A 24959-nucleotide genomic window follows, 5' to 3' on the forward strand; every position below is an offset into this window, starting at 1 on the left:
GTCAGTTGGCGAGCGTGGCCTGCGCGGCCACGGGCGCGCTGAGACCGGAGACGGCACTGGCCGCCTTGGGATCCACCGCGATCTGGCCGCGGCGGGTATTGACCTTGGCGCCGGCAATGGCGGCCTGGTAGTTGGAGATGACGACGCGGTCGGTCGGGGCAAGGCCGGAACGGATGACGCGAAGGCCGTCCACCAGCGGGCCGAGTTCGACCGGCTTGGCCGCGACCACGCTGTCCTTGCCCACCGTCAGCACCACCTTGCGGGCCTGGTCGGACTGGATCGCATCGTCGGGCACCAGCATGGCCTTGACCGTGCCGCCTTCGGCCAGACGCATGTTGCCGAACATGCCCGGCGTCAGGAAGCCATCGGGATTGTCGAGCACGGCGCGCACGCGGATCGTGCCCGAGCGCGGGTCGAGCCCGTTGTCGGTGAAGTCCAGCTTGCCGTTCCAGCGATAGGCCGCCTCGTCCTGGAGGCGGACCTGGACGTTGGCGGCGTCCTTGTGCTCGGCCTTCTCGCGCTGGGTCTTGAGGAACAGCGCTTCGGAGGCATCGAAGGTGAAGTAGATCGGGCTGACGGCATTGATCGTGGTCAGCAGCGTGGCGCCGGTGCCGTTCTCGCCCGAGACGAGATTGCCCACGTCCACGCGGCGGTCGGAGATACGGCCCGAGATCGGCGCGCGGACGGTGGCGAATTCGACGTCGAGCGAACGCTGGCGCACCCGGGCCTCGGCCCCTGCCAGCGCGGCAGTGGCGGCGCGGACCTTGGCGCGAAGCTGGTCCACTTCGCTGGCGGCCATGGCCTCGTCACCCTTGAGCCCGGCGACGCGGGCATAGTCGGACTTGGCAAGGACGAGCGCGCTCTGGGCGGAGGCCACTTCGGCCTGCGCCTCGGCCAGCGAAGCGCGGTAAGGACGCGGATCGACAGTGAACAGCGGCTGCCCTTCGCGGACGAAATCGCCGTCCTTGAAGAACAGCTGCGTGATCGCGCCCGAGACACGCGGGCGCACTTCCACCGACTTGCTGGGTGCGAAGCGGCCGACATAGTCGTCCCACTCGGTCACGTCGCGCATCAGCGGATTGGCGGCCTGGACGACGGCAGGCGCCATCGGCGCTGCGTCGGCTTCGGAGTGGCTGAAGGTTTTCCAGCCGATGCCCGCCACCGCGACCAGCGCGATGGCGGCAATGGCGGCCTGGCGCCCGCGGGACGGGCGGCCTCGCGGGCGGCTGCGCGGAAGCTCGGCTTCCGCTTCCGCCGCGGCGAGGGTTTCTGGGGATACGGGGAAATTCACGCGGCAAGCCTCCGGAACGGGGCGCGGGAGCGCCCGATAAAATCGATGACGGCGCCGATCTTGGCTTCGCTGTGGCCGGCCGCGCGGGCTTCCTTCATGACGGAAGCAGGCAGCGTGTAGCCATGATGCCAGGCCTGGACCGCCAGGCGGCGCAGCGCTTCCAGCTCCTCGTTGGCGAGCGTGGGCGAAGGCGGCTGCGGGCCGAAGATCAGGCGGGCGAACCAGCCGCGCTTGCGCTGCGGCCGGAGCGTTTCGAGACCATCTCCCCGCGCCAGTTCGACGATCCTGCGCTCGAAGCGCGAGAGGATTTCGGACACGGCGCCAAGGGGCGTCTCGGGAATGGGGCGGGTTACGGGCAGCGCCTGGAGCGCCGCATCGGAAAAGTCGATGAAGGCCATGATTCGTGCTCCCTGGAAAGTGCCCGGCACGCGCCCTCGGGACAGGAGGGGAAAAAGGGCGCGCGCCGGGGTTCTCCGGCGCAAGGGGCGTCGGAAAGTCTTGAGACGCAGAAGGACACTCCCCGGAATCGCACTTCCGAAAACGTCTTCTGCACAGGTTCGTATTCTAGGAGTCACCTGCGGGGACAGGCGGCACCGAGGGGAGGCCCGGTTGACCGGACCCTTGGGAACTTGGCCCCCGCTACTCCCTCAAGCGGCGAGTCGGGTTACCTCGTTCTGTACCAAGCGGTATATATTGCGGTGCAGTATCCCGTCAAGCGACTTTCTGTACCGCTTGGTAAGATTTGTTCGAAAGTGCTCATTTCAAGGCCTGAACGCCGGTTGAATGAGATTTTTTCGAAGGGCCCTTTTACGCGGCGTCATCCTGACACACGTTCAGGATGATCCGGGACAGCGCGCGAATTCGGCGCTTAAGCCGCTTAACGGCCCGGCCACATCGTCAGGTAGGTATCGACGACGCCCTTCAATTCCTGCGCGCAGGAACCGCCCTGGGCCTTGACGGACATGCCTTGGAGCACCGTGGTCAGGCATTGGGCCAGGCAGCGCGGATCGACGGTGTCGGGCAGGTCGCCCTCGGTCTTGCCGCGTTCGAAGCGTTCGATGAGCGCTTCCTCGGTGGCGATCCGGCGTTCGGTGACGAAGTTGCGGATCGAGGGATCTTCCATCGTGCAAGTGACGGTGGACATCACACCCAGGCAGCCATGCGGATCGCTGCCGCCGCAATGCGTGGTGATCGCGCCTTCCAGCAGCCGCTCGGCCACGCCGCGCGCGGTGGCGGCTTCCAGCGCCTTGCCGACATAGGCCAGCTTGTCGCGCTCGTAGAGGTCGAGCGCCTTCTTGAAGAGCGCTTCCTTGTTGCCGAAGCAGGCATAGAGGCTAGGCTTGGTGATGCCCATGGCCTCGGTCAGCTCCGCCATCGACGCGCCTTCGTAGCCGCGCTGCCAGAACACCCGAAGCGCCGCCGTCAGCGCCTCTTCGGGGTCGAACTCACGCGGACGACCGCGAGTCGTAGTGGGGGCCGAACATTTCATACCGGTCGGTATATAGGTAGCACCCTGCCGTCCGTAAAGTGTCACGCTCGATCATAGACCAAGCGTGACAGGCAACGGAAGAAGCCGGGACTTCCTTAACCTACGAACGCACGTTCGATGACGAAGTCGCCCGGCTTGGCATTCGAACCCTCGGTGAAGCCCCAGGATTCGAGATCGGCCGAGAAGTCCTTGATCATGTCCATCGAGCCGCAGAGCATCACGCGGTCGGTCTCGGGGTTGAAGCGCGCATCGCCCTTCAGACCTTCGAACATGCGGCCGCTTTCCACCAGGGCGCCGATGCGGCCGCTGGTATGGAAGGGTTCGCGCGTGACGGTGGGCACATAAGTCAGCTGCACCAGCGCCTGCTCGGCCACCAGCGGATCTTCGGCCAGCTGGCTTTCCAGTTCCTCGCGGTAGGCCAGGTCGCTGACGCGGCGGACGCAGTGGACGACGACGATCTCGTCATAGAGGTCATAGACGTCCGGGTCGCGGATCAGCGACATGAACGGCGCGAGGCCGGTGCCGGTCGAAAGCATGAACAGGCGCTTGCCCGGCAGCAGCGCGTCCGTGACGAGCGTGCCGGTGGGCTTGCGGCCGAGATAGATCTGGTCGCCCGGCTGCACGAGCTGCAGGCGCGAAGTCAGCGGGCCGTCCGGCACCTTGATCGAGAGGAACTCGATTTCCTCGGCCCACGAAGGACTGGCGATCGAATAGGCGCGCAGCAGCGGACGCTTCTCGCCCTGGAGGCCGAGCATGACGAACTCGCCGGAGCGGAAGCGGAACGATGCCGGGCGCGACATCGTGAAGCTGAACAGGTGCTCGTTCCAGTGGCGGACGCTGAGAACTTCCTCGACCGAAAGGGCCGTCGTGGGTTCAAGAGTGGGCATCACGGCCTGACCGTCGCTCATCAATTCATTCCTCGGGTGGTAGAGTGGCTAAGCTCACATGTGGGCCCAAACAGGCGCGAGCCCGCAGAGTCAAGGCTTTCAGCGGGACCGGAAGCATTCCGCATCGCTGCGGAACCGACTGAGCCGCCGCCCCTCCGCACGCCATGCGCGCGCTGGCGGCGCATAGCAGATGCAATCGCAGGCGCAAGCGCCCGGTGCCGGGAGAGGCGAAAAGGGATCATGGGCTTGGAGGTTTCGCCTAGTAGCCCGGTTCGCCGGGCTTGCAACGCAATTGCATTTTCACGCCCGAAAGCCAGACTTGGCCCGGCATCCGGGAACGCCGGTGCCGCACATTGCGCGGCCTGCGGCGCGAATACTCTCACCGCACCATGCGCCGCTCCGCATGAAAGACGCCTGCTGCGGCCACGTCCGGGTGCAGCGACGCGGGAGGCATCGATCGGAACCGGGAGCAAGGCAGCAGAGGCAAACATAGCGGCGCGACTACTATTATTGCTATCGACTTGCAATAGCATACATGCGCGCATCTGTTGACGTGCAGCGCCGGCGACGCGAGGCAAGGCGCGACCCTTCAAGAAACTGGAACAAGACGAACCAACTTATCCCAATACCCTGAACGGCCGAAACGGAGGAAACAGATCCCGCCTCCAACGCCGCGAAAGACCCTGCCATGACCCGCCTTCTCGAACCCTTCCACGACCGCGCCAACCGCTTCGCCGACATGGCGCAGCCGGTCATCATCGCCATGGGAACTGCGGGCCTCACCGGCGGCGCCATGGCGGCCTTGGCCCTGTTCACCGATCGCGCCATCCAATCTCGCGCCTCCGCCGCCGCGCACCGCTGACGGGACGGCCCAGCGCACGGGCCGCGCGCCCGCCGGCCTTGCGCGCCAGAGGCTTTCCCCGAGGCTGCGGACAGTCTATCTGTCGCCGCGAAAACCGCGACCATGCCTCCCTCCTCACCCCCTTCCCCCTCCCGATCGGGCCTGGAAGCCGCCTTTCTCGAGAATCGGGACAAGCTGCTGCACTTCCTGCGCGCGCGCGGCGCCGGAGATTCGGCGGAGGACATCGTCCAGGAAGTGTGGCTGAAGATCTCGCGCAGCAGCCCCGGCCCTGTCGCCTCGCCGCTGTCCTATCTGTTCCGCACCGCCGACCTCCTGATGATCGACCGCTTCCGCTCCGCCCGGCAATCCGGCACGCGTGAGCGCGACTGGACGGACGCGAATGCAGACGACGCCGGCGCCTCGCCCGAACCTTCCGCCGAACGCCGCCTCGCCGCCGCGCAGGAAGCCGGGCGCGTGCTCTCCCTCCTCGAAAGCCTGGGCCCGCGCGTCTCGGCCATTTTCCGCAGCCACCGGATAGACGGCATGGCGCAGAAGCAGATCGCGGCCGCATTCGGCATCAGCGTCAGCACCGTGGAAAGCGACTTGCGCATCGCTTATCGGGCGCTCGCCCAATGGAAGGAACGCAGCGATGAGGCCTGAGACCGAAAGGCCTGGCACCGGCAGCCTCGGAACAACAAGGCCGTCGCCCATCGTCTCCGTCTTCGCCGCAGAAGGAGCGCGCGATGAGTGAAGACGACAAGATCCGGGCCGAGGCGCTCGACTGGGCCGTGCGCGCCGGCGATCCGGCCTTCGAGGACTGGGAAGGCTTCACGCGCTGGCTCGACGAGAACCCCGCCCATGCCGCCGCTTACGACCGGATCGCTGCGTCCGTTCTGGACGGGGCGGAACTGATCGCCGCCGCCACGCCGGCCAATGACGATGGGGGCGAAACGCCCGTTCCGACAGGCGCCGCGCCGCGCCGGTCGGCGCGGCCGTGGATCGGCGGCGCGCTGGCCGCGTCGCTGGCGCTCGTCGCGGGCCTGTGGATGTGGCAGGCCGGCAGCCGCGACCTCTACCGGATCGAGACCGCACCGGGCCAGGTCCGCACCGTCGTGCTCGACGCGCAGACGCGGGTGGATCTTGCCGGCGGCACCGCGATGGCGTTCGACCGCAAGGACCCGCGTTTCGCCCGGCTCGAAAGCGGCCAGGCGCTCTTCACCGTCCGCCACGACGAGGCCAGGCCGTTCCGCGTGACCGTGGGGAAGGACACCCTCGTCGACGTCGGCACCGTCTTCGACGTGCGCAGCCAGAGCGGCGACCTAAGCGTGGCGGTGTCGGAAGGCGCCGTGCAGTTCAATCCCGAAGCGCAGGACCTGCGCATCGCCCCGGGCGAGATCCTGCAGCGGCGCGGCCGGTCCGGCGACTATACGCTGGGCAAGATCGCGCCGGAGCAAGTGGGCGAATGGCGGGGCGGGCGGGTGACCTTCCAGGATACCGCGCTCAGCGCCGTGGCCGCCGATCTCGCCCGCGCGACCGGCGTGGACTACCGCGTGGCGCCCGGCAGCGCCGAGCGGCAGGTTTCCGGTTCGCTGCTGGTGGCACCGCTGCGCAAGAACCCTGCCGCCCTCGGCCCGTTGCTCGGCGTCGAGGTCCGCGCCGAAAGGCCGGACGGCGCCGATCCGCGCTGGGTGATCGGCGTGCGCTGATCGTGAAGGGTGCGGCGTGGCTTCTGGCGGCCCTCGCGGCCATGCCTGCGACCGCCTTGGCGCGCGATGCCGAGGTGCTGACGCGCGCCGGCACGGCAAGCGAAGCCGTCGTCGAACTGGCGCGCCAGACCGGCACCAGCATCGTCATCGCCGATCCGGCGATTGCCCGCCGCCCGATCCCCGCACTGCGGGGGCGCATGCCCGTGGCCGAGGCGCTGAACCGGCTTGCCCGCGCGGCCGGGGCACGCGCCGTTCCGGTCGGTCCCTCGGCCTGGCGGCTCGAAGCCGCGCGGCCCGCAGCGCCCCTCGCCCGCCCGCCGCGCGAGGCAGCCCGAACCGCAGCGCCCTCCACCCCTGTCGAAACGCGCGGCGAGCCGATCGTCGTCCAGGCCACCAAGCGGGACTTGCGGGTGGAGGATGTGCCCGGCCAACTCGCGATCCTTGACGGCAAGGCGCTGGAATCGGGCGGCGTGGGCGGGACGGAAAAGTTGACCCGCCAGCTGGCGACCGTGTCCTCGACCCATCTCGGCAGCGGGCGCAACAAGCTGTTCATCCGCGGCATCGCCGATTCCAGCTTCACCGGCCCGACCCAGGCCACCGTCGGCCAGTACCTCGGCGACATGCGGCTGACCTACAATGCGCCGGACCCGGACCTTCGCCTGTCCGACCTTGCCCGCGTCGAAGTGCTCGAAGGACCGCAGGGCACGCTCTACGGCGCCGGATCCCTGGGCGGGATCATCCGTCTGGTGCCTCATGCCCCGGTCATGGGGGAAACGGGCGGCACGGTGATCCTGGGCGGCTCGCTGACGCAGCACGGCACGCCCGGTGCCGATGCCAGCGCAACGGTCAATCTGCCGCTCGCGGGCGAGAGCGTGGCCCTGCGCGCCACCTTGGACAGCTCCACCTCCGGCGGGTACATCGACAAGCCACTGCTCGGCCGCACCAACGTCAACCGTTCCAACGTGCTGGGCGGCAAAGTGGCCCTGCGCGCCCGGATCGCGCCCGACTGGACGATGGACCTGCTCGCGCTGGCCCAGACCACCGAGGCCGACGACAGCCAATATGCGGACCGGGACGGCAAGCCGCTGGAAAGCTCGGCGCGGGTGCCCGAAGGCTCAAGGGCGGACTATGCCCTCGGCCAGTTCGTGATCTCGGGCCGGATCGGCGCGGTGAATCTGCGGTCGACCACCGGGATCGTCGCGCAGGACCTGCACGAGCATTATGACGCCAGCGAGCCCGGCGGCGATCCGCGGCTGTTCTCGCAGACCAACGATACCCGCATGATCGTGCACGAGACGCGCCTCTGGCAGAGCGAGCGGCACGGCTTCGGCTGGCTGCTCGGCGCCAGCTACACCCACAACCGCACCACCCTCAATCGCGACTTCCAGAGCCCGGCCTTCTCGGTGCGCAAGGCAGCGACGGGGGTGCGCAACACCATCGACGAATTCACGCTCTACGGCGAGGCCAGCCTGCATCTGGCCGGTCCGCTGACGGCGACCGGCGGCGGCCGCCTCACCCGCTCGCGGCTCGGCGGCGACGGGGAGGATATCGCCATGGCCACCACCATGGCGCTCGCCGCCTCGGGCGTGACGGCAAAGCGCACGATGAGCACCTTCCTGCCCTCCTTCGCGCTGAACGCCCGTTTCTCGCCGGAAGATTCGCTCTACTTGCGCTACCAGGAAGGCTTCCGCCCCGGCGGCTTCGCGATCGAGAGCAATGCCGTGCGCCGTTTCCAGAGCGACCGCACCGGCACGTTCGAAGTCGGTGCCCGCCACGGCCGCGCCGGCGCCAGTCCGTTCGACATGGCACTCAGCCTTTCCTACACGCGCTGGCGGGACATCCAGGCAGACTTCATCGACGGCTCCGGCCTGCCCAGCACGGCGAACATCGGCGACGGCCGCGTCTGGTCCGCCAGCATCTCGGGCGGCGTGCTGCTCGCGCCCGGCCTGCGCGTGGAACTGGGCGCGACCTGGAACGAGAGCAAAGTGGACGAACCGTCCGCGGCGCTGGTGCAATACGTGCTGGCGCCGGTCGGCCTGGCAGCGGCCACGCTCTCGCGGGCGGACGTCCTGCGCTACGTGTCCGCGCGGGGCATGCAGGTGCCGAACATCGCCCGGTTCGCCGGCCACTCGGCCCTGGCATGGACGCATGAGCTTGGCGGGTTCCGGGACGGAGACTGGGCCATCAACGCCAACGGCTGGGTCAATTACATCGGCCGCTCGCGCCTCGGCATCGGGCCGGAACTGGGCGCGCCCCAGGGCAATTACTTCGACAGCGGGTTCGACATGCGCTTCGGCACGCCCGCTTACGGCCTCACCCTGAGCGTGACCAACCTCGCCGATGTCCAGGGCAACCGCTTCTCGCTCGGCACGCCGTTCAGTACCGGCCGCGAGCAGGTGACGCCGCTGCGTCCGCGCACCTTGCGCCTGGGTCTCGACGCGCGGTTCTGACGGCACGATCCGCGCACCGGCTATCGCCGGATTCCCGCCTTCCCTGCTGACGGGCGGGGCAAGCGCAGACGGGAAGCGAAACTTTTTTCCAAGGCTGCCGGCGAGTGTCTCCGTCTCAGGTGTCAATACGACCTGAAGGGACGAAGATGCCTCGCTACCTGCTTGCTTCCACCGCGCTTTTCGCACTGGCGACTGCCGCCCACGCCGAAGACGTGACGACCAAGAAGACCACGCCGCTGCTCACCTCGACGATCAAGGCCGGTGCGGCCGACGCGATCAACGTGACCAAGGACGGCTCGGTCGTGCTGACCGGCGGCACGGCCGTGACGATGGACAGCAACAACAACGTCGCCAATGCCGGCGCCCTGACCGTCACCAATGCCAACGGCGCGCGCGGCATCGCCGCCAATGCCGGGACCACGGGTGACATCGTCAACACCGGCACGATCACGCTGGACGAGCCCTATACCCCGACCGACGACGACAAGGACGGCGATCTCGACGGTCCCTTCGCGCTCGACTCGAACAGGATCGGCATCCGCACCGAAGGCGATCACATCGGCAAGATCACCCAGAGCGGCACGATCACCATCGAGGGCAACGATTCCGCAGGCGTTTCGCTGGGCGGCAAGCTCACCGGCAATTTCACCCATGACGGCAAGACCAGCGTGCTGGGCGACAACGCGATCGGCGTGAAGACCGGCCAGATCGACGGCAACGTCCGCCTCGCCGGTTCGGTCCAGGCCCAGGGCAAGAACGCCATCGGCGCGCAGTTCGGCGGCGACGTCAACGGCGCGATGGTGGTGCAGGGTTCGATCGTCTCGACCGGCTACCGCTATCCCACCCCGCCCGCCGATCCTTCCAAGCTCGACGCCGACGACCTGCTGCAGGGCGGCTCCGCGATCGTCGTTGCGGGCAATGTGACCGGCGGCATCGTCCTGGCCGTGGCGCCCAAGGACAGCGATCCCAACAATGCCGACGAGGATGGCGACGGCATTCCCGACGCCACCGAAGGCGCGGCCAAGGTCTCCAGCTACGGCAAGGCGCCGGCCATGGTGATCGGCGCGGCCGGCAGGGATATCGCCATCGGCCCGGTTGCGGCCACGGCCAGCAAGTACGGCCTCCAGATCGACGGCACCGTCGAAGGGCACGGCCTCTACACCGGCATCGACGGCAATGGCCTGGCCATCGGCGGCCTTGGCGGCAACGTCACCATCGCCGGCGGCATCGGCATCAACGGCTCGGTCGCGGCGACTTCCAAGGACGCCGCCGCCACCGCCCTGCGCCTCGGCGCGGGGGCGAGCACGCCGCTGATCCAGAACGCCGGCACCATCAGCGCCTCGGGCGCCCAGGCCGTCGCCGTCCGCATCGACGCCGGCGCCAGCCTCCCCATCTTGCGCAACTCCGGCACGATCAAGGCAGCCGCGGTCAACGAGAACGGTTCGGCCACCGCCATCAGCGATGCCAGCGGCACGCTGGCCCTCGTCGAGAACAGCGGCGCCATCTCGGCCACCGGCGCCAAGGCGGGATCGGGCAGGAACATCGCCATCGACCTCTCCAGGGCGACCGGCAGCGTGACGGTGAAGCAGACCCAGGTGGGCGCGGGCTTCACCGCCCCCTCGATCGTCGGCGACATCCTGCTGGGCGGCGGCAACGACGTGGTCGACATCGCCGACGGCACGGTGACCGGCAACGTCGCGTTCGGCAGCGGCAACAACACCCTCTCGCTTTCGGGCGATGCCGTGCAGACCGGCAACGTCACATTCGGCGCCGGATCGGACAGCATGACCCTGGCGGGATCGTCGCGGTTCGTCGGCACGGCGGACTTCGGCGGCGGCACCGATACGCTCGCCCTTGCCGGCACTTCGGTGTTCTCGGGCGCGCTGGCGAATGCCGGCAATCTCGCGGTCAAGATCACCGGCGGCACGCTCGACGTGAAAACACCGGCCTCGATCGGGTCCCTCGAAGTCGGCAAGGACGGCGTCCTTGCGGTGACGCTGAACAAGGCACCGGGCCAGGGCTCGGCCTATAACGTTGCCGGTACCGCCTCCTTCGCGGACGGGGCCAAGCTCTCGATCAAGCTGGCCGACGTCTCGACCGCCGAGGGCAGCTACCAGGTGCTCACGGCGGGCACGATCCAGGGCCGCGACACGCTGAAGGCCGCGACCGATCTCGTGCCTTACATGTTCAAGGCGACTCTGAACGATACCGCCGCCGCCAATACCCTGGTGGTGGACATTGCCCGCCGCACCGTGGCCGAACTGGGCCTCAACCGCTCGCAGGCGACGGCCTACAATGCGATCTTCACGGCTCTCAGCCAGGACGAGAAGATCGAGGACGTGTTCCTGGGCATCACCAATGGCGACCAGTTCCGCCAGAGCGTGGGCCAGATGCTGCCAGACCACGCGGGCGGTGCGTTCGAAGGCATCAGCCTCGGCGCACGCACGCTCGCGCGCCAGCTCATGGACCCGGTCAACCCGGTCTGGGGCGAAGGCCGGTTCAGCACGACGATGAACCTCTCGTTCTGGGGCAGCGACAAGAACGCGGGCAGCACCGCGGCCTACAACCTGCAAGGCTACGCCATGTCGCTGGGCGCGGAGTACCTCACCGGGCTCGGCCGGTTCGGCGGCACGTTCTCGTACTTGTGGAACCGCCACACCAGCGGCGGCACCAGCGAGATCAAGTCGAACTCGTTCGAATTCGCCGGTCACTGGCGCGGCCAGTTCGGCGCGGTCCAGGGCTTCGGCCGCGCCTCCGTGGGCCGTTCGAACTACGACAGCGAGCGCCAGTTCATCGGCGCGATCGGTACCGAGAACGTCAACCGCACGATCAAGGGCAAGTGGAACGGCACGTTCGTGACCGCAGCGGGCGGTGCTTCGTGGGAGGGCGGCGGCAGCCACTTCTTCTACCGTCCCGCCGTCTCGGTCGACTACGTGCGCCTGAAGGAAGACGGCTATACCGAGAACGGCGGCGGCAAGGCGCTCGACCTCACGGTGGCCTCGCGCACCAGTGACGAGCTGGGCGTCAACGGCGGCCTGACCCTCGGCATCGACTTCATGGGCATGCAGAGCCGCGACGAGAACTGGTTCCGCGTCGAGACCGAGGGCGGCTGGCGCGAAATCGTCAGCGGCGGCATCGGATCGACCACCGCCCACTTCGCCGGTGGCCAGAACTTCACGCTCGACGGCGACGAGGCCACCAGCGGCTGGTTCGCCCGCCTGCGCGCAGTGGGCGGCACGCTGGGACTGACGATGGGCGGCGAACTCTCGGCCGAGGATCGCCACGGCCATGTCGACCTCGCCTTGCGCGGATCGGTCACCATCGGCTGGTGATCGCCCGCGCCTGAGCAAGGCTGGAAACGGCCACCGGACCGGCGCCCCAGCCGGTCCGGACCCGCCGCGCAAGGAACGCCGCCCCACCCCAACCCCGCGCCCCCAAGGCGCACGGCGCTCCTTCCGCCCAGCCTCCGGCCCCGGTCGTCCCCAAATACGACCGGGGCCGGACCCTTTTCGGCCCGCCTCTCACCGGCGCGACGCTTGCCATGGTCCCGATATCCGGTATTCCATTTCGCAAAATGGAACGGAGATGAGGATGAGCAGAGCCCTGTCGGCACTCGTGGCGGGCGCAGCGGGCGCCGCCCTGATATTCGCGGCGTCAGCGCCAGCGTCAGCATCGGGATCGGGATCGGCGTCAGCATCGGGATCGGCTGGACCCGGCCCGCGCGAATGGGTCGATCCGGTCACCGGGCACCGCATCGTCCGGGTGGACGACCGGCCCGGTGTCTATGGCCTCTACTTCAATTACAACGCCTTCACGCCCGGCGGGGACCGCATGGTCTACCTGACGGCGGAAGGCATTCGCACGGCCTCCACCCGCGACTGGTCCACCAGGCTGGTGTTCCGGGGCAAGGTGGACCGCCTGCTCTTCACCGGCCATACCCGCGCGACGGCCTATTACACCACCCGCCCGGCCGGCAGCGACGATGGCGAGGGACCATTCACCGTCTGGATGCTGGATCTGGACACCGGCAAGTCGCGGCAGGTCGCCAGCATGCCCGGCGGCCGCATCGAATCCATCAATGCCGACGATACGCTGCTCGCCGGCCATCGCGAACTGGCGCCTCCGCCGCCGGCGATCGCCGCGCAGGGCCGGCGCGATCCGAAGACCGGCTCACCCACTTATTCCGGTACCGACGCGCAGGGCCGCCCGCTGCCTTTCGCCGAAGCCAAGGCGCGCTGGATGGACGCCCGGCTGGCCGCGAAAGTGCCGATGGAGATCTTCACGCTCGATATCGCCACGGGCGCCGCCCGCAGCATTCACCGCGCCACCGACTGGCTCAATCACGTCCAGTTCTCCCCCACCGATCCGGCGCTGATGATGTTCTGCCACGAGGGGCCCTGGCACAAGGTCGATCGCATCTGGACGATCCGCACCGACGGCAGCGATCTCACCCGGATCCACCACCGCACGATGCAGGGCGAGATCGCCGGGCACGAATACTGGTCGAGCGACGGCAAGGCGATCTGGTACGACCTGCAGGTGCCCCGCGGCGGCATGCTCTGGCTCGCCCGCCACGAGATCGGCGCAGGCCCGGATCCGGCGAAAGGTCCTGCGCGCCGCACCTGGTACAAGGTCGCGGCCGACCAGGGATCCTACCACTACCTCACATCCCCGGACGGCACGGTCGTCGCCGGGGACGGCAACGATGCGGGCAAGTTCATCAGCCTGTTCCGCCCCGTGCCGGACCCTTCCCCCGAAGCCGCCGAGACGCTGGACGGAGACCGCCTGATCGCGACCGGATCGCTGAAGAGCGAGAGGATCGTCGATCTCTCCCGCCAGGACTATACCCTGGAGCCGAACGAGCACTTCACGCCGGATGGGCGCTGGCTGGTCTATCGCGCCAATGTCGAAGGCCGGCCCGCGCTCTACGCCGCGCAGCTTTGAGGATCGGCCCGGCCAGCGGGCATGCCGGCCCGGTGTAGGCGGCGCGCGGTTTCGGCCTGGTCTGAGCACTTATGCCCACAGGAGCCAATCGGCTTCTCGCGCGCTTTCCTATGGTCACGGTCCTTCGTGACCAGAAACGCCAGGAGAGAGAAATGAGCATCAAGGGCCAAGCAAAGGAAGCCGCCGGCTACGTGAAGGAAGAAGCCTTCGAGCACGGCAAGTCGCCCGAAAGCCAGGAAAAGGCCCAGGAAGGCCGCGATCTTCGTAACGAAGGCCGCATCGAAGACGGCAAGGCGCCGAAGCCGGGCGCTCCGGGCACCGAAAAGCCCTGACCCCTTACAAGGCCGCCTGCGCTCCATTCCGATGGCGCCAGGCGGGCCTTGTCCCTTTCAAGGGCCCGCTGTCGGGACCTTGTTGCCGGTTTCCGCGTTACGTCCGGCATGATTACTGTCCATCACCTTGAAAACTCGCGCTCCCAGCGTGTCCTCTGGCTGCTGGAAGAGTTGGGGCTGCCTTATGCGGTCCGCCGATATAAGCGCGACGAGAAGACGATGCTGGCGCCCCCCAGCCTTCGCAAAGTCCATCCGCTCGGCAAATCGCCCGTGATCGTCGATGACGCGCCTGTCGAGGACGGAGGCGCACGGCAGGCCTCGCGCACGGTCGCCGAGACCGGCGCGATCATCGAATATCTCACGGAAAAGGCCGGTGGCCGCCTTGGCCCGCCGCAGGACCGCGAGGATGCGCTGCATTATCGCCACTTTCTGCACTATGCCGAAGGCTCGCTGATGCCGCCGCTACTGGTCAAGCTGGTGCTCGGCCAGATCCCTATCCTCGGGCGCCATGCCCAGAAGCGGCTGCAACCGATGATCGACGTTCATCTCGACTTCGTGGAGCAAGAACTGTCGCGCCGCGAATGGTTCGCCGGTAGCGCATTCACCGCGGCCGATGTCATGATGAGCTTCCCGCTGGAAGCCGCGCGCAGCCGTGCCGGGCTGGACGATGCCCGGCCCGCGACGATGGCCTGGCTCGACAGGATCCACGCCCGCCCCGCTTATCAGGCCGCGCTGGCCAGCGGCGGTCCGTACAAATATGCCTGACGCGCCCGCCGCTGCCGCTTGCCTGAATTGACAGGCGGCAAGGCGGCGGAGCAAAGCGCGGAACGGCGCGTTTCGACGCGTGACGAATTTCGACAGGGGCAATTCCAGAAATGACCATGAACCGGGCGCGCGTCGAGAACGGGGGCTTGATCCTCTTCCTGGCCGCGATCACCATCGCCCTCACCCTCGTGGTGTCGAGCTTCATCGGCGCCCTGCTCTGGGCCGCGCTGGCCGCGCTGCTGTTCCAGCCGTTGTTCCAGCGCCTGCTCGCCCGCTGGCCGGAGCGCCGCAACCTTGCCGCGGCCCTCACGCTGCTGGTCATTTCCGTGGCGGTCGTGATCCCGGCGCTGATCATCACCAGCCTGGTCGTCGAACAGGCCGCCGGCGTCTACGCCCAGATGCGCGACGGACAGATCAACTTCGCGGAATATTTCCAGAAGATCCACGACGCCCTTCCCTTCCGCATCCAGGAACAGATCGACGGCTTCGGCTTCAACTCCTTCGAGCGCGCCCAGGCCCGCATCAGCGAGGCGGTGAGCAACAGCGTCAGCGTGATCGCCAGCCGCGCGCTAGCCATCGGCGCCAATGCCGCGTCCTTCATCCTCGCCTTCGGCGTGGGCCTCTATGTGACGTTCTTCCTGCTGCGCGACGGCGAGAAGATCGGCCCTGCCGTGGTGCGCGCGCTCCCGCTCGAACTCAACGTGGCGCGCCGCCTGTCGGAGCGTTTCGTGATCGTGGTGCGGGCGACGATCAAGGGCAGCGGCCTGGTCGCCCTGGCGCAAGGCGCGCTGGGCGCCATCACTTTCGCCATCGTGGGCCTGCCCGCGGCCCTGCTCTGGGGCCTGCTCATGGCCATTGCCGCCCTGCTGCCCGCCATCGGCCCGGCCATCATCTGGGCCCCGGTCGCGGTCTACCTCCTGGCCACCGGCGCGATCTGGCAGGGCGCCGTGGTCGTCGGTTCGGGCGTGCTGGTCATCGGCCTGGCCGACAATGTCCTGCGGCCCATGCTGGTGGGCCGGGACACCGGCATTCCGGACTGGCTGGTGCTGGTGACGACGCTGGGCGGGATCGAACTGGTTGGCCTCAGCGGCATCGTGATCGGCCCGCTCGCCGGCGCCCTGTTCATGACCGGGTGGAAGATCATGACCGAACAGCGCATCGGTCACGAAATCTAGGTTTCTTCGGCGCCGTTTCCGCTCCGGCGGAAAGGCTGACCGCGAAAAACGCCGCGGGGAGCAAGCCTCCCCGCGGCGTTTTTGTCGTTCCGGTCAATCGACCAGGAAGCTGGTCGTGGCGATGCGGTGCAGCACGGCCACTTTGCCGACCGAGGTTTCGAAGGCGCCTTCATCCTTCTGCGAGGCCGTCAGCAGATAGCGCCCCTTCCCGCGCACTGGCACGGCGACCACGCCCTGGGCATCGGTCTTGAGCGACTTCTTCCACTTGTCCGGCGAGATCACCGTGACTTCGGCCCCGGCCACGGGCTTGCCGTCGCGCACGACCACGAAGCGATCGGCGCCGGCACTGGCAGGGGCGATTTCGAAGGGCATGACCGCGCGCGCATCGGCGCGGCCGGCGCGGGCGTAATAGGCCACGGCCTCCTTTTTGCCTTCTTCGCCCCAGGGATCGAAGACGCTGTCATCCTGCGCGCGCACGTCGCCCGCAGGCACCGCCACTTCGAGATAGCCGGCCTTCCGCGTCATCGGCGCCTTGCTGGCGGGAACGAGCTTGGGCGCCTTGAGATGGTCGAACTCGGGATCGCCTTCGGGGGGAAGGACTTCCTCGGGTTCACCCAGGTAGATCCGCGCGGGGCCGGTGCCGTCGCGTTCGATCCAGACCTCGTGGGCCTGCACGGACGGTGCGAGAATGGCCAGCGCGAGCGGGGCCAGGTACTTGGCTTTCATGGTCGAACTCCTTGTTGAAGGATGGGCTCAGGGATAGGCGAAGCGAAGCGTGGCGAAGACCGTGCGCGGCGTGCCGAAATAGTTGCCGCGTCCGGTGGAGGAGATGCGCGCATAATACGTCTTGTCGAGCACATTGTTCACGTTGACCGACAGGGAAATGCGCTCGTCGAACTCATAGCCCGCGCGCAAGTCGACCACCGCATAGGCGCCCTGCCGCACGATGGACGAGCGGGTGACGAGCGCGCCGGCTGCGTTGAAGGTTGCCGGATTGCCGCCATAAGTGGAACTGAACCAGGTCAGGCCGCCGCCCAGGCTGAGCCCGGCCAGAGCGCCTGCCGGCGCCTTGTAATTGGTGAAGACCTTGACCGAGTGCTTCGGAATGATCGGCACCAGCGGCAGGCCTTCGAAGCTGGCGTTGGCGTCCTCGAGATACTTGGTGCGGGTATAGCTGTAGCCGCCGTTGATGCGCCAGCCCGGCAGGATTTCCCCGGCCGCCTCGGCCTCGAACCCGCGCGCGCGGACTTTGCCGATCTGCAGCACGACACCGGCATCGTCAGGATCGTTGAACAGGCGGTTGGTCTGCTCGATCTGGTACGCCGCCGCGGAAAGCAGAAGCCGGTCGTTCATCAACGAGAGCTTGGTGCCCAGTTCGTACTGCGCACCGACCAGCGGCTCGACTTGCTGGCCATCGGGACGGGTCCTGCCCGCGGGCGCCGCCTGCGGCGTGAAGCTGTCCGCATAGGAGGCATAGATGTTCCATTCGCGCGTCGCATCCCAGACCAGGCCGGCATAAGGCGTAAAGCGCGCGTCGATGGAATAGCCGCCCTTGCGGCCCAGCGTCGGCAGCAGGGTCTGGGTATCGGTATCCCACCAGGTCAGGCGTCCGCCGCCAATCGCGGTCAGGCCCTCGACCGGGCTGAAGCGCATCTGGCCATAGGCGCCGAACTGCGCGATCCGCGTGTCGCTTGCGCTCAGGTTCTGCGTGACCGTCTGTCCCGTGCCGCCTTGCACCGTATAGGGGGGCGAAGGCTTGTAGGGATCCAGCGGCGGCTCCAGCGGGGAAACCGGATTGTAGACGTCGATCCGGGCATAGTTCGACAGGCGCGTGCCGTAGGACTGATAGGAGCTGTCCTGATAGTCGAAGCCCAGGATCAGCGTTTGCTCGCGCCCGAAAGCCGGGAAGCTGCCCACCGCGTTGAAATCGAACGAATGCGACTTCATGAAGCTGTCGCCGCGATAGGCGATGTGGTTCGTGAGTCCGTTGGTTTCCGTGATCGGCTGGTTGCCGATATAGCTGTAGACGTCGACGCGCTCGACGTCGGTGTAGAGCGCGCTGGCGCGGATCGTCCAGCGGTCGCTGATTTCGTGAGTAATGTCCGCGAAGGCCGACCAGATGTCGGACTTGAAGCGGTTCCAGTCAGCACCGAGGTAAGTGGAGCGGCGAATGTCGAGCAACTGGCCGTCGCTGCCGTCCGCCCCGCCGATAAGGCCGGGCAGGCCCGACTGGATGGCCGGCTTGAAGCGATCGTAAGTCGCGCCAAAGGTGAAGGTTGTACGCTCGCCGATATCGATCTTGCCGACGCCGAACGCGGTCACGCGGTTGCGATGCGCCACGTCGAAGAACTGGTCCTGGTCCTGCACCATGGCGCCTGCACGCACGGCCACGCCCTTTGCCAGCGGCGCCGAGACGTCGATCTCGCCGCGGAAGTTCTGGTAGCTGCCATAGCCGAGCGATCCCTGCAGCTTCAGCTCGTCCAGCGGACGCTTGCGCACCAGGTTGATACTGCCCGCCGGATTGCCGGAACCGCTGAACAGCCCCGCGGGACCGCGCAGCACTTCGAGCCGGTCATAGGCGAACAGGTCGGGGACGACCGAAGGGAAGCCGAAAGACAGGGTCGGCGTGCCGTCGATCAGGTAATTGCTGATCGCGAAGCCGCGCGACATGTAGGAGGGATCCTCGCTGCCGACGCCGGTGACGGTGATGCCGGGCGTAGCGGTGAGCGCATCTTCCAGCGTGAAGAGGTTCTGCGCCTGGATCTGCTCCCGGTCGACCAGCGTGACGGTATTGGGAATGTCCTTGAGCGGCGTGACCGTCTTGCCGACTTCCTCGCCATAGCTCTTGCCGAGGACGACAATTTCCGGCCCTCGCTCGTTTGCGGCATCGGCCGCCTCGTCGGCCCAGGCCTGCGCCGGGCATAAGGAAAAGATGGCGGCGCCCACGGCGCCGACAGAATTCAACAGACTGGTTTTCACTGGGTCGCTCCCTGATTCGCAGGGGCGGATAGCCAATCCGCTATCGCGAGTCACTCGCAATAGCGGATTGGCTGGAATATTTATCGCTCAGCATGCTGTTGAAACATGCGGGAAATGTTCGGAAACGCCAGCCCGGAGCCTGAGCTGTCGGCCCTCACTCCGCGCGCTGCCTGCCCGGCCTAGTTGGCGCGACTGACGCTGTTGCCCACGCCGGTGTTGCTGACCCTCGGCGCGGCCTTGCCCGGCGCACGCCAGCTGATCCGGTTGCTGGTGCCCACCACGCTGATCGTGGCCTTCTCGGCCAGTGCGGCCGTGACGACATTGCCCGATCCTTCGACCACGAGGCGAGTGCATGCCCCTTCAACGGTGACGCGGTTCTGCGACCCGGTGATCTCGGCGGTACCGCCGCCGCAATCGAGCGTGGAAGTCTGCCCTGCCCCTTCGAGACTTGCCTGGGCGCTGGCGGGCAGCGCCAGGCCTCCACCGGCAAGAAGGGCAAGGCCCGAATAGAGAAAGCGGCGAGAAGTGCTCATGGCCATTGCTTCATCCTCATCGTCTGCACAGGTCGAACTTGCGTGCATGACTTGCACGCTTTTCGTCCAGCATAAATGCCGATGCGGCCATAAGGCTGCCGGGTCGTGAAATGCCCGCATGGGCATTTTCAAACGAGCGTTCAGGCCGCCTTCTGGGCAAACAGGATGACGTGCTCCAGATCGTCACCGCCGATCGTGTCGCCGGTGCGCGCTTCCACGGGCACGACCGTCACCGCGAACCCCATCTGGACCAGTAGCGCCGCAAATTCGGCATCGGGCGTGGCCGACCATATGGCCAGGATACCCCCGGGCGTGAGCGCCGTCATCGCCGACTGGAGGCCCCTGCACGAATAGAGCCAGTCGTTGACCCGGCGCGTCAGCCCTTCCGGGCCGTTGTCGACATCGAGAAGGATCGCGTCGTAAGCGCAATCCGCCGCGTCGATCAGGATGGCGACATCGTCCTGGACGAGCCGCACGCGATCATCGTCCAGGCATCCCCCGGTCCAGGCTCCCATCGGTCCCCTGGCCCAGGCGATGATTTCCGGCACGATTTCGGCGATCGTCACGCTCGCGTCCCCGCCCAGCACCGCCAGTGCGGCCCGCAGGGTGAAGCCCATGCCGTAGCCCCCGATGAGCCACTGCGGCGCCGGGCGCACGCCCATGCGCTCGCAGGCCATCGTCGCCAGTGCTTCTTCCGATGCGTAGAGGTCCGTGCTCATCAACTCGTGATGGTCGAGCAGGATCACGAAATCCTCGCCATTGCGGACAAGCCGCAAGCGGTCTCCGTTCGGGACATGGGCAACGTCGATCAGTTCGTCGCCGGGAAGAAGATCAAGACTGACGGCGGTCACCGGAAAGCTCCGGTGCCGCACGGGGAAAATTCATGCATTTACCGTGTCAGTTCCGGCGTGCCTTGCGCGCTGCATATCGCGCATCGCGAGCGGCCTTGCGCTCTGCTTCGGTCGGCGGCGCTGCTGCGGCGGCCTGCTCGGCCTTGAGCGCTGCGGCGCGTTCACGCTTTTCCTTGTCCGCCTTGCGCTTCTCGGCCTGGGCCTGTTCGCGGGCCTCTGCCTTGGCGATGCGTTCCGCCTGGACGGCCGGATCGATCGGCGGCTTCGCCTTCAAGGCTGCAAGCGCCTTCGCGCGCGCCTCGTTCGCGGCCTTGCGGCGGGCCTCAACCCCTGGTTCCTTGTATGCTGCCATTATGCCTTACCCGATTTGAAAGTGGTTAGCGAAAGCGCAGACGCGCCGCGCTCGGTTGAAAGTGCCGCTGATGCCTGCAGCTGCGAGATCACGCCGGCGACCGATCGACCGCAGCGGCCTTGTAGCTCTGCATTGGAAACCCAGCGTTGCCGGAGATCATGGACCGATCCTTGTTCGTAGCGTCGAAAGACCAACGTCGACAGGACGCGGCCCCTGGCTCTTGCAGCGACTATGGAACGAGGAAGCCGACTGAACGGTCCAATATCCGTTTAGAGCGACATCAGCGCCGCCCCGATAGCACGATTTCCCGCGAGCGCCCAGCGACATCGAAAGGCGGCACCCCCGCCTGCCTCCACGAAGCACGCGCCAGGTCATATCGTCACGCTGATGAACCTGGCTGCCGCATAATGCCGCATCTCCGCCGACAAACGCACCGGGACCATGTCGCGGAAGCGGCCTTGCAGCGAATACCGATGTCGTTGTAGGTAACTGCGCGTCGCAGTAGCTCTTGGCGGAGAGGGTGGGATTTGTATTGCAATAAATAACGCATTGATAAAAATCTATTCTATGTCTCCGCAAGGACAGTAGCCCCACACATCTAACCACACGCACCAAAATACAATAATTTTTCCGGCGCTATAGACTGCACTAAGCATCTTTTTGGGGATGTCTAGTTGTTTCAGCGCTGCTCACTACATTCCATCAAATTCCACAAGAGCACTACGCGCGCCCACCCCGACAAGGCAGTACAAAAACCCACACCCACTGACCTACCCACCGCATCGCGCGGTGAGCCTGAACGACCGACTTTGGGACTTTGTGCTCGGTCCGGTTTTGAGCGCACGACTCAAGAAAGCCGACACTCCCAGCGTGTAGTTTGCCAACATTCCTTTGACGGCAATGCGCCCATTGTCGCCGGACAAAGGCGCCGTTCCGATTGCTCCGAAGCGGTCATTCGTCCGGGATGGATCGACTCATCTAATGAGAAAATAGGTGCCGTTCGGCAAACGCCCCGTTGCGGACATTCGACCCCATGCGTAGCCTCGACGCATGTATCCGACGTATCAGACCGTATTCGACCTAACCCGGCGACCTGACCTTATTCACGCCGCGTATTGGTTTATTGCAATCTTTGCTCTTGTGGGCGTGGCTCTCGTTACGCTGGCATGGCTGGCAGTTAGACGACGTTGGCGCTGGCGTCGCTCACTGCCGATATTCGCGGTCGCATGGGTAGCTATCTGCACCTATGTTATCGTAACCGATGTTCGCGACACCGCAACAATTCGCAATGCTGTCGTGGCTGGGAAAATTCAGATTGCAGAGGGCTGCTTGGATTATTTCCGTCCCGGCTCTCCTCAGGGCACAAAGTCTACCGCTGGAAACGAAGAGTGGAGCGTTGATCACCGCGTGTTCCAGTATGGTGCGGGTGAAGTGCGCCCCGCATTTCACGCCGTCTCAACAGCGGGAGGCCCTGTCCGTGCAGATTCCCGCGTGCGAGTTTCGTTTGTTGTTAGTCCCGCATTTGGCCGACCCGAGATCGTGAAGCTCGAATTAGTCCCGCACGCATGCCCTAACGCCCGCCAAGTTAGAGCGTTCGGTCAGTCTTGAGACAATGGCAACTTACCACCCATCATAGCCGCTAATGCTGCGGATCTGCACTGCCTGGAAACGGTCGGGCGGCTTTACGCCGCCAACGAAGCGATCGGCGATCCGGAGCGGCCAGCATGAGTGGATAGCGGACGCTTACATACCAGCCGAGGGTGCCGGAGCGTTCGTGAAAAGACCTGCTCCGTAGAAGCCGAGTGCTCCGTGCATAGAAACCCTGATGGCGGCACCGGTCCGTGCGCCGGTATACCTAATGGCCTTGCGGGCGTTGGGCCGCGATCCTCTGGAGGGTGCTATGACCGCTGCCACCAAGCCAAACATCGTCATGATAATGGCCGATGACGTAGGAATCTGGAACGTCAGCGCCTACCATCGCGGAATGATGGGCGGCAGCACCCCCAACATCGACCGTCTCGCGAGCGAGGGTGCGCTGTTCACCGACTACTACGGCCAACAGTCATGTACGGCAGGACGGGCCGCATTCATCACCGGACAGACGCCCTTCCGCACGGGCCTGCTTAAAGTCGGCCTTCCGGCGGCAAGACAGGGCCTACAGGATTCCGACCCCACCATCGCCGAATTTCTCAAACCGCTCGGCTATGCGACCGCGCAGATTGGCAAGAACCATCTGGGTGACCGGAACGAGTACCTGCCCACGGTGCACGGCTTCGACGAGTTCCACGGGATACTCTACCACCTGAACGCGATGGAGGAGCCTTACTACCCGGATTATCCCAAGTCCGATGAGTTCCTCGCCAGGTTCGGCCCGCGCAACATCATCAGCAGCGTCGCGACTGACGTGGATGACCCGACCGAAGATCCGCGCTGGGGCCGGGTGGGCAAGCAGAAGATCACCGACGCTGGCCCGCTGCCGCCCCGTCCCGGCATGGACCCGGCCGCGAAGGTCAATATGGAGGACATCGACGCGGACCTGGTGAAGCGATCGTGCGATTTCATCGACCGCTCGTTTAAAGCAGGCCAGCCGTTCTTCCTCTGGCACAACTCCACCCGTTGTCACTCGTGGACGCACCTCTCCGAGGAATGGGACGGAAAGACGGGGTACGGCCTATTTGCTGACGCCATGGCCGAGCTCGACTGGATCGTGGGCGAACTGCTCGCTAAGCTTGATGAGCTTGGGATCGCAGACGACACCATTGTGCTGTTCACGAGCGACAATGGTGCGGAGGTGTTCAGCTGGCCTGACGGCGGCAACCATCCCTTCCGAGGCGAAAAAGGAACGGTATACGAAGGCGGGTTCCGGGTGCCGATGCTTGCGAAGTGGCCAGGCGTCATCGAGCCAGGCGCGATCATCAACGAGGTCATGTCGGCCGAAGACTGGCTGCCGACACTCGTTGCGGCCGCCGGCGGCAATTCCGGTCTGAAAGAGAAGCTGCTGGACGGCTACGAGGCGGGCGGGAAGACGTTCAGGACCCATCTCGACGGGTACAACTTCATGCCGTTTTTCGAAGGTGAGGTTTCCGAAAGTCCGCGCCGCGAGTTTTTCTACTTCAGCGACAACGCTGACCTCATGGCGCTCCGCTTCGATGAGTGGAAGATTACCTTCAAGACGATCGTGGGCAACCTCTTCAGCGGCAAGGAGGACACGACAAACGTCCCGATCGTCACCAACCTGCGCGTCGATCCGTGGGAGAGATATCAAACAGAGTCGACGTCATATGGCGAATGGTGGGGGAAGAAGCTTTGGGTCATGATGCCCGCGACGATGATCATGGGCAAGTTCCTCGCCACCTTTAAAGACTATCCGCCGAGCCAGATTTCCGGCTCCCTCAGCGTGGAAAAGGCATTGCAGGCGCTAGAGGAAGGTGGCCGGAAGAACTGAAAAGCTCGGTCGGGTAGCTGTTGACGGCCGCTTCGTCCGCTTTGGGCAGTAAGCCGACCGGCCGGAAATCTCGTTTGTCGGCGATGCGCCACACCGAAGGCGACGGGCAGCTATTTGCCGATTTTGGCCGGGGAGCCGTCGTTCCGGAATCGGCCAGAGCCAGTCATTCCGACGCGTGACGTCGCTGCAATTTCGCACGCCCACTCCCAACGCGATTGGCTTTGCGATCGGCAGATTTTACAGATCTGGCGTCTTGGTTCTCAATCGAACGCAAAGCGGCCTGCACCTTTTGCCACCTCTGCACATCGGCCACCTCCAAAAGCCGCTCACCTGCACCCCATTTATCGCGCCCAAGGATTTTCGCAGCCCGCGCTTCCGGCCAATACCAACGTCCTGGCGCGCTCCAGTCGATCACGTCCCTGCCCGGCGCCCCCAGAAAGAGCCCAACAACAAGCGTCGCACCCACCGCGATTGCCATCCATTTCGCTTGCTTCTGCTCCGTGCGAGCAGACGCGACGACGCCATTGATGGAATCGGCGGCGGCCAGAAGATCGTTCCTTACCCGCTCCCATGCCTGATGATCGGCCTGACGCCCATCCCTACCCGCCGCCTCTATCTGCGAAGCGATCGTCTTCGGCGTCAACGCCATGGCGGGATGGTGGTTGAGCTTTTCGACGACGTCGCGTACGGCGTCGAAGCGCTCCTCGATCTTCGCCAGTTCAGGACTGTAATCGCGAGCATGCATCTCCTGAAATTTGACGGCGAGGCCGTCGATGGCGGCGGTAAGCCCTGCCAGGCGCTGGCCCATGGCCTCGAACGCAGCGGCAGGATCAAGCTCTTGAGGGGTGTGGATGTTGGGCATCCGATCAGCTTATCTCGATTCCACGATCGCGCGAGCGGCCGAGCCAGTTCTGGATCT

Annotated in this window: 20 protein-coding genes; 10 read left to right on the forward strand and 10 right to left on the reverse strand. The window is 66.0% G+C overall.

Annotation, left to right across the window (positions count from 1 at the left end):
• Position 1: 1 nt before the first annotated feature.
• The 4 genes from EDF57_RS17340 to EDF57_RS17355 form a co-directional block, all read right to left on the reverse strand.
• Positions 2-1291: an efflux RND transporter periplasmic adaptor subunit gene (locus tag EDF57_RS17340; protein WP_243841120.1), complete on the reverse strand. Its 1290-nt coding sequence runs from the start codon at positions 1289-1291 to the stop codon at positions 2-4.
• Positions 1288-1689 (reverse strand): hypothetical protein, encoded by a 402-nt coding sequence (locus EDF57_RS17345; RefSeq protein ID WP_132261645.1) that lies wholly within the window; start codon positions 1687-1689, stop codon positions 1288-1290. The genes EDF57_RS17340 and EDF57_RS17345 overlap by 4 nt, the downstream gene beginning before the upstream one ends.
• A gap of 479 nt (positions 1690-2168) precedes the next feature.
• The gene (locus EDF57_RS17350; protein WP_132261643.1) at positions 2169-2780 is read right to left on the reverse strand and encodes a TetR/AcrR family transcriptional regulator; all 612 of its coding nucleotides are present in this window, start codon (positions 2778-2780) and stop codon (positions 2169-2171) included.
• Between the two features lie 95 nt (positions 2781-2875).
• Complete coding sequence (locus EDF57_RS17355; protein WP_132261641.1) at positions 2876-3688, reverse strand: ferredoxin--NADP reductase; 813 nt, start codon at positions 3686-3688, stop codon at positions 2876-2878.
• 667 nt (positions 3689-4355) lie between these two features.
• Here EDF57_RS17355 and EDF57_RS25550 point away from each other — a divergent pair.
• The 9 genes from EDF57_RS25550 (at position 4356) to EDF57_RS17395 (ending at position 15880) form a co-directional block, all read left to right on the forward strand.
• Complete coding sequence (locus tag EDF57_RS25550; protein WP_166675302.1) at positions 4356-4529, forward strand: hypothetical protein; 174 nt, start codon at positions 4356-4358, stop codon at positions 4527-4529.
• Positions 4530-4631: 102 nt separating this feature from the next.
• Positions 4632-5168 (forward strand): RNA polymerase sigma factor, encoded by a 537-nt coding sequence (locus EDF57_RS17360; RefSeq protein WP_132261640.1) that lies wholly within the window; start codon positions 4632-4634, stop codon positions 5166-5168.
• 83 nt (positions 5169-5251) lie between these two features.
• Positions 5252-6214, forward strand: a complete 963-nt coding sequence (locus EDF57_RS17365; RefSeq protein ID WP_134095164.1) for a FecR domain-containing protein — start codon at positions 5252-5254, stop codon at positions 6212-6214.
• A gap of 41 nt (positions 6215-6255) precedes the next feature.
• Positions 6256-8664, forward strand: a complete 2409-nt coding sequence (locus EDF57_RS17370) for a TonB-dependent receptor (RefSeq protein WP_134095165.1) — start codon at positions 6256-6258, stop codon at positions 8662-8664.
• Positions 8665-8810: 146 nt separating this feature from the next.
• Entirely contained in the window at positions 8811-11996 is a 3186-nt protein-coding gene (locus tag EDF57_RS17375; RefSeq protein ID WP_134095166.1) for an autotransporter domain-containing protein, read from the forward strand.
• A 259-nt stretch (positions 11997-12255) separates the two neighbouring features.
• The gene (locus tag EDF57_RS17380; protein ID WP_134095167.1) at positions 12256-13608 is read left to right on the forward strand and encodes an oligogalacturonate lyase family protein; all 1353 of its coding nucleotides are present in this window, start codon (positions 12256-12258) and stop codon (positions 13606-13608) included.
• Between the two features lie 152 nt (positions 13609-13760).
• Entirely contained in the window at positions 13761-13940 is a 180-nt protein-coding gene (locus EDF57_RS17385; protein ID WP_132261631.1) for a hypothetical protein, read from the forward strand.
• 108 nt (positions 13941-14048) lie between these two features.
• Positions 14049-14705 carry a glutathione S-transferase gene (locus tag EDF57_RS17390; RefSeq protein ID WP_134095168.1) on the forward strand — a complete coding sequence of 219 codons (657 nt, stop codon included), beginning with the start codon at positions 14049-14051 and terminating at the stop codon, positions 14703-14705.
• A gap of 110 nt (positions 14706-14815) precedes the next feature.
• Positions 14816-15880, forward strand: a complete 1065-nt coding sequence (locus EDF57_RS17395; RefSeq protein ID WP_132261628.1) for an AI-2E family transporter — start codon at positions 14816-14818, stop codon at positions 15878-15880.
• Positions 15881-15973: 93 nt separating this feature from the next.
• Here the strand turns inward: EDF57_RS17395 and EDF57_RS17400 are convergent, their stop codons facing one another.
• The 5 genes from EDF57_RS17400 to EDF57_RS17420 form a co-directional block, all read right to left on the reverse strand.
• Positions 15974-16606: a DUF4198 domain-containing protein gene (locus tag EDF57_RS17400; RefSeq protein WP_132261626.1), complete on the reverse strand. Its 633-nt coding sequence runs from the start codon at positions 16604-16606 to the stop codon at positions 15974-15976.
• Between the two features lie 27 nt (positions 16607-16633).
• Complete coding sequence (locus EDF57_RS17405; protein WP_134095169.1) at positions 16634-18859, reverse strand: TonB-dependent siderophore receptor; 2226 nt, start codon at positions 18857-18859, stop codon at positions 16634-16636.
• Positions 18860-19038: 179 nt separating this feature from the next.
• A complete protein-coding gene (locus EDF57_RS17410) occupies positions 19039-19392 on the reverse strand; it encodes a DUF3060 domain-containing protein (protein ID WP_166675303.1) in 354 nt (117 codons plus the stop codon).
• A gap of 140 nt (positions 19393-19532) precedes the next feature.
• Positions 19533-20243: a spermidine synthase gene (locus tag EDF57_RS17415; protein ID WP_134095171.1), complete on the reverse strand. Its 711-nt coding sequence runs from the start codon at positions 20241-20243 to the stop codon at positions 19533-19535.
• 46 nt (positions 20244-20289) lie between these two features.
• Positions 20290-20595, reverse strand: coding sequence for a DUF6481 family protein (locus tag EDF57_RS17420; RefSeq protein ID WP_132261622.1), 306 nt, complete (start codon positions 20593-20595; stop codon positions 20290-20292).
• Positions 20596-22495: 1900 nt separating this feature from the next.
• Here EDF57_RS17420 and EDF57_RS17425 point away from each other — a divergent pair.
• The gene (locus tag EDF57_RS17425) at positions 22496-24040 is read left to right on the forward strand and encodes an arylsulfatase (protein WP_208324891.1); all 1545 of its coding nucleotides are present in this window, start codon (positions 22496-22498) and stop codon (positions 24038-24040) included.
• 163 nt (positions 24041-24203) lie between these two features.
• Here the strand turns inward: EDF57_RS17425 and EDF57_RS17430 are convergent, their stop codons facing one another.
• Entirely contained in the window at positions 24204-24902 is a 699-nt protein-coding gene (locus EDF57_RS17430) for a DUF6118 family protein (RefSeq protein WP_134095172.1), read from the reverse strand.
• Positions 24903-24959 lie beyond the last annotated feature (57 nt).

This window comes from Novosphingobium sp. PhB55, assembly GCF_004368805.1.
In the GTDB taxonomy this organism is placed as follows: domain Bacteria; phylum Pseudomonadota; class Alphaproteobacteria; order Sphingomonadales; family Sphingomonadaceae; genus Novosphingobium.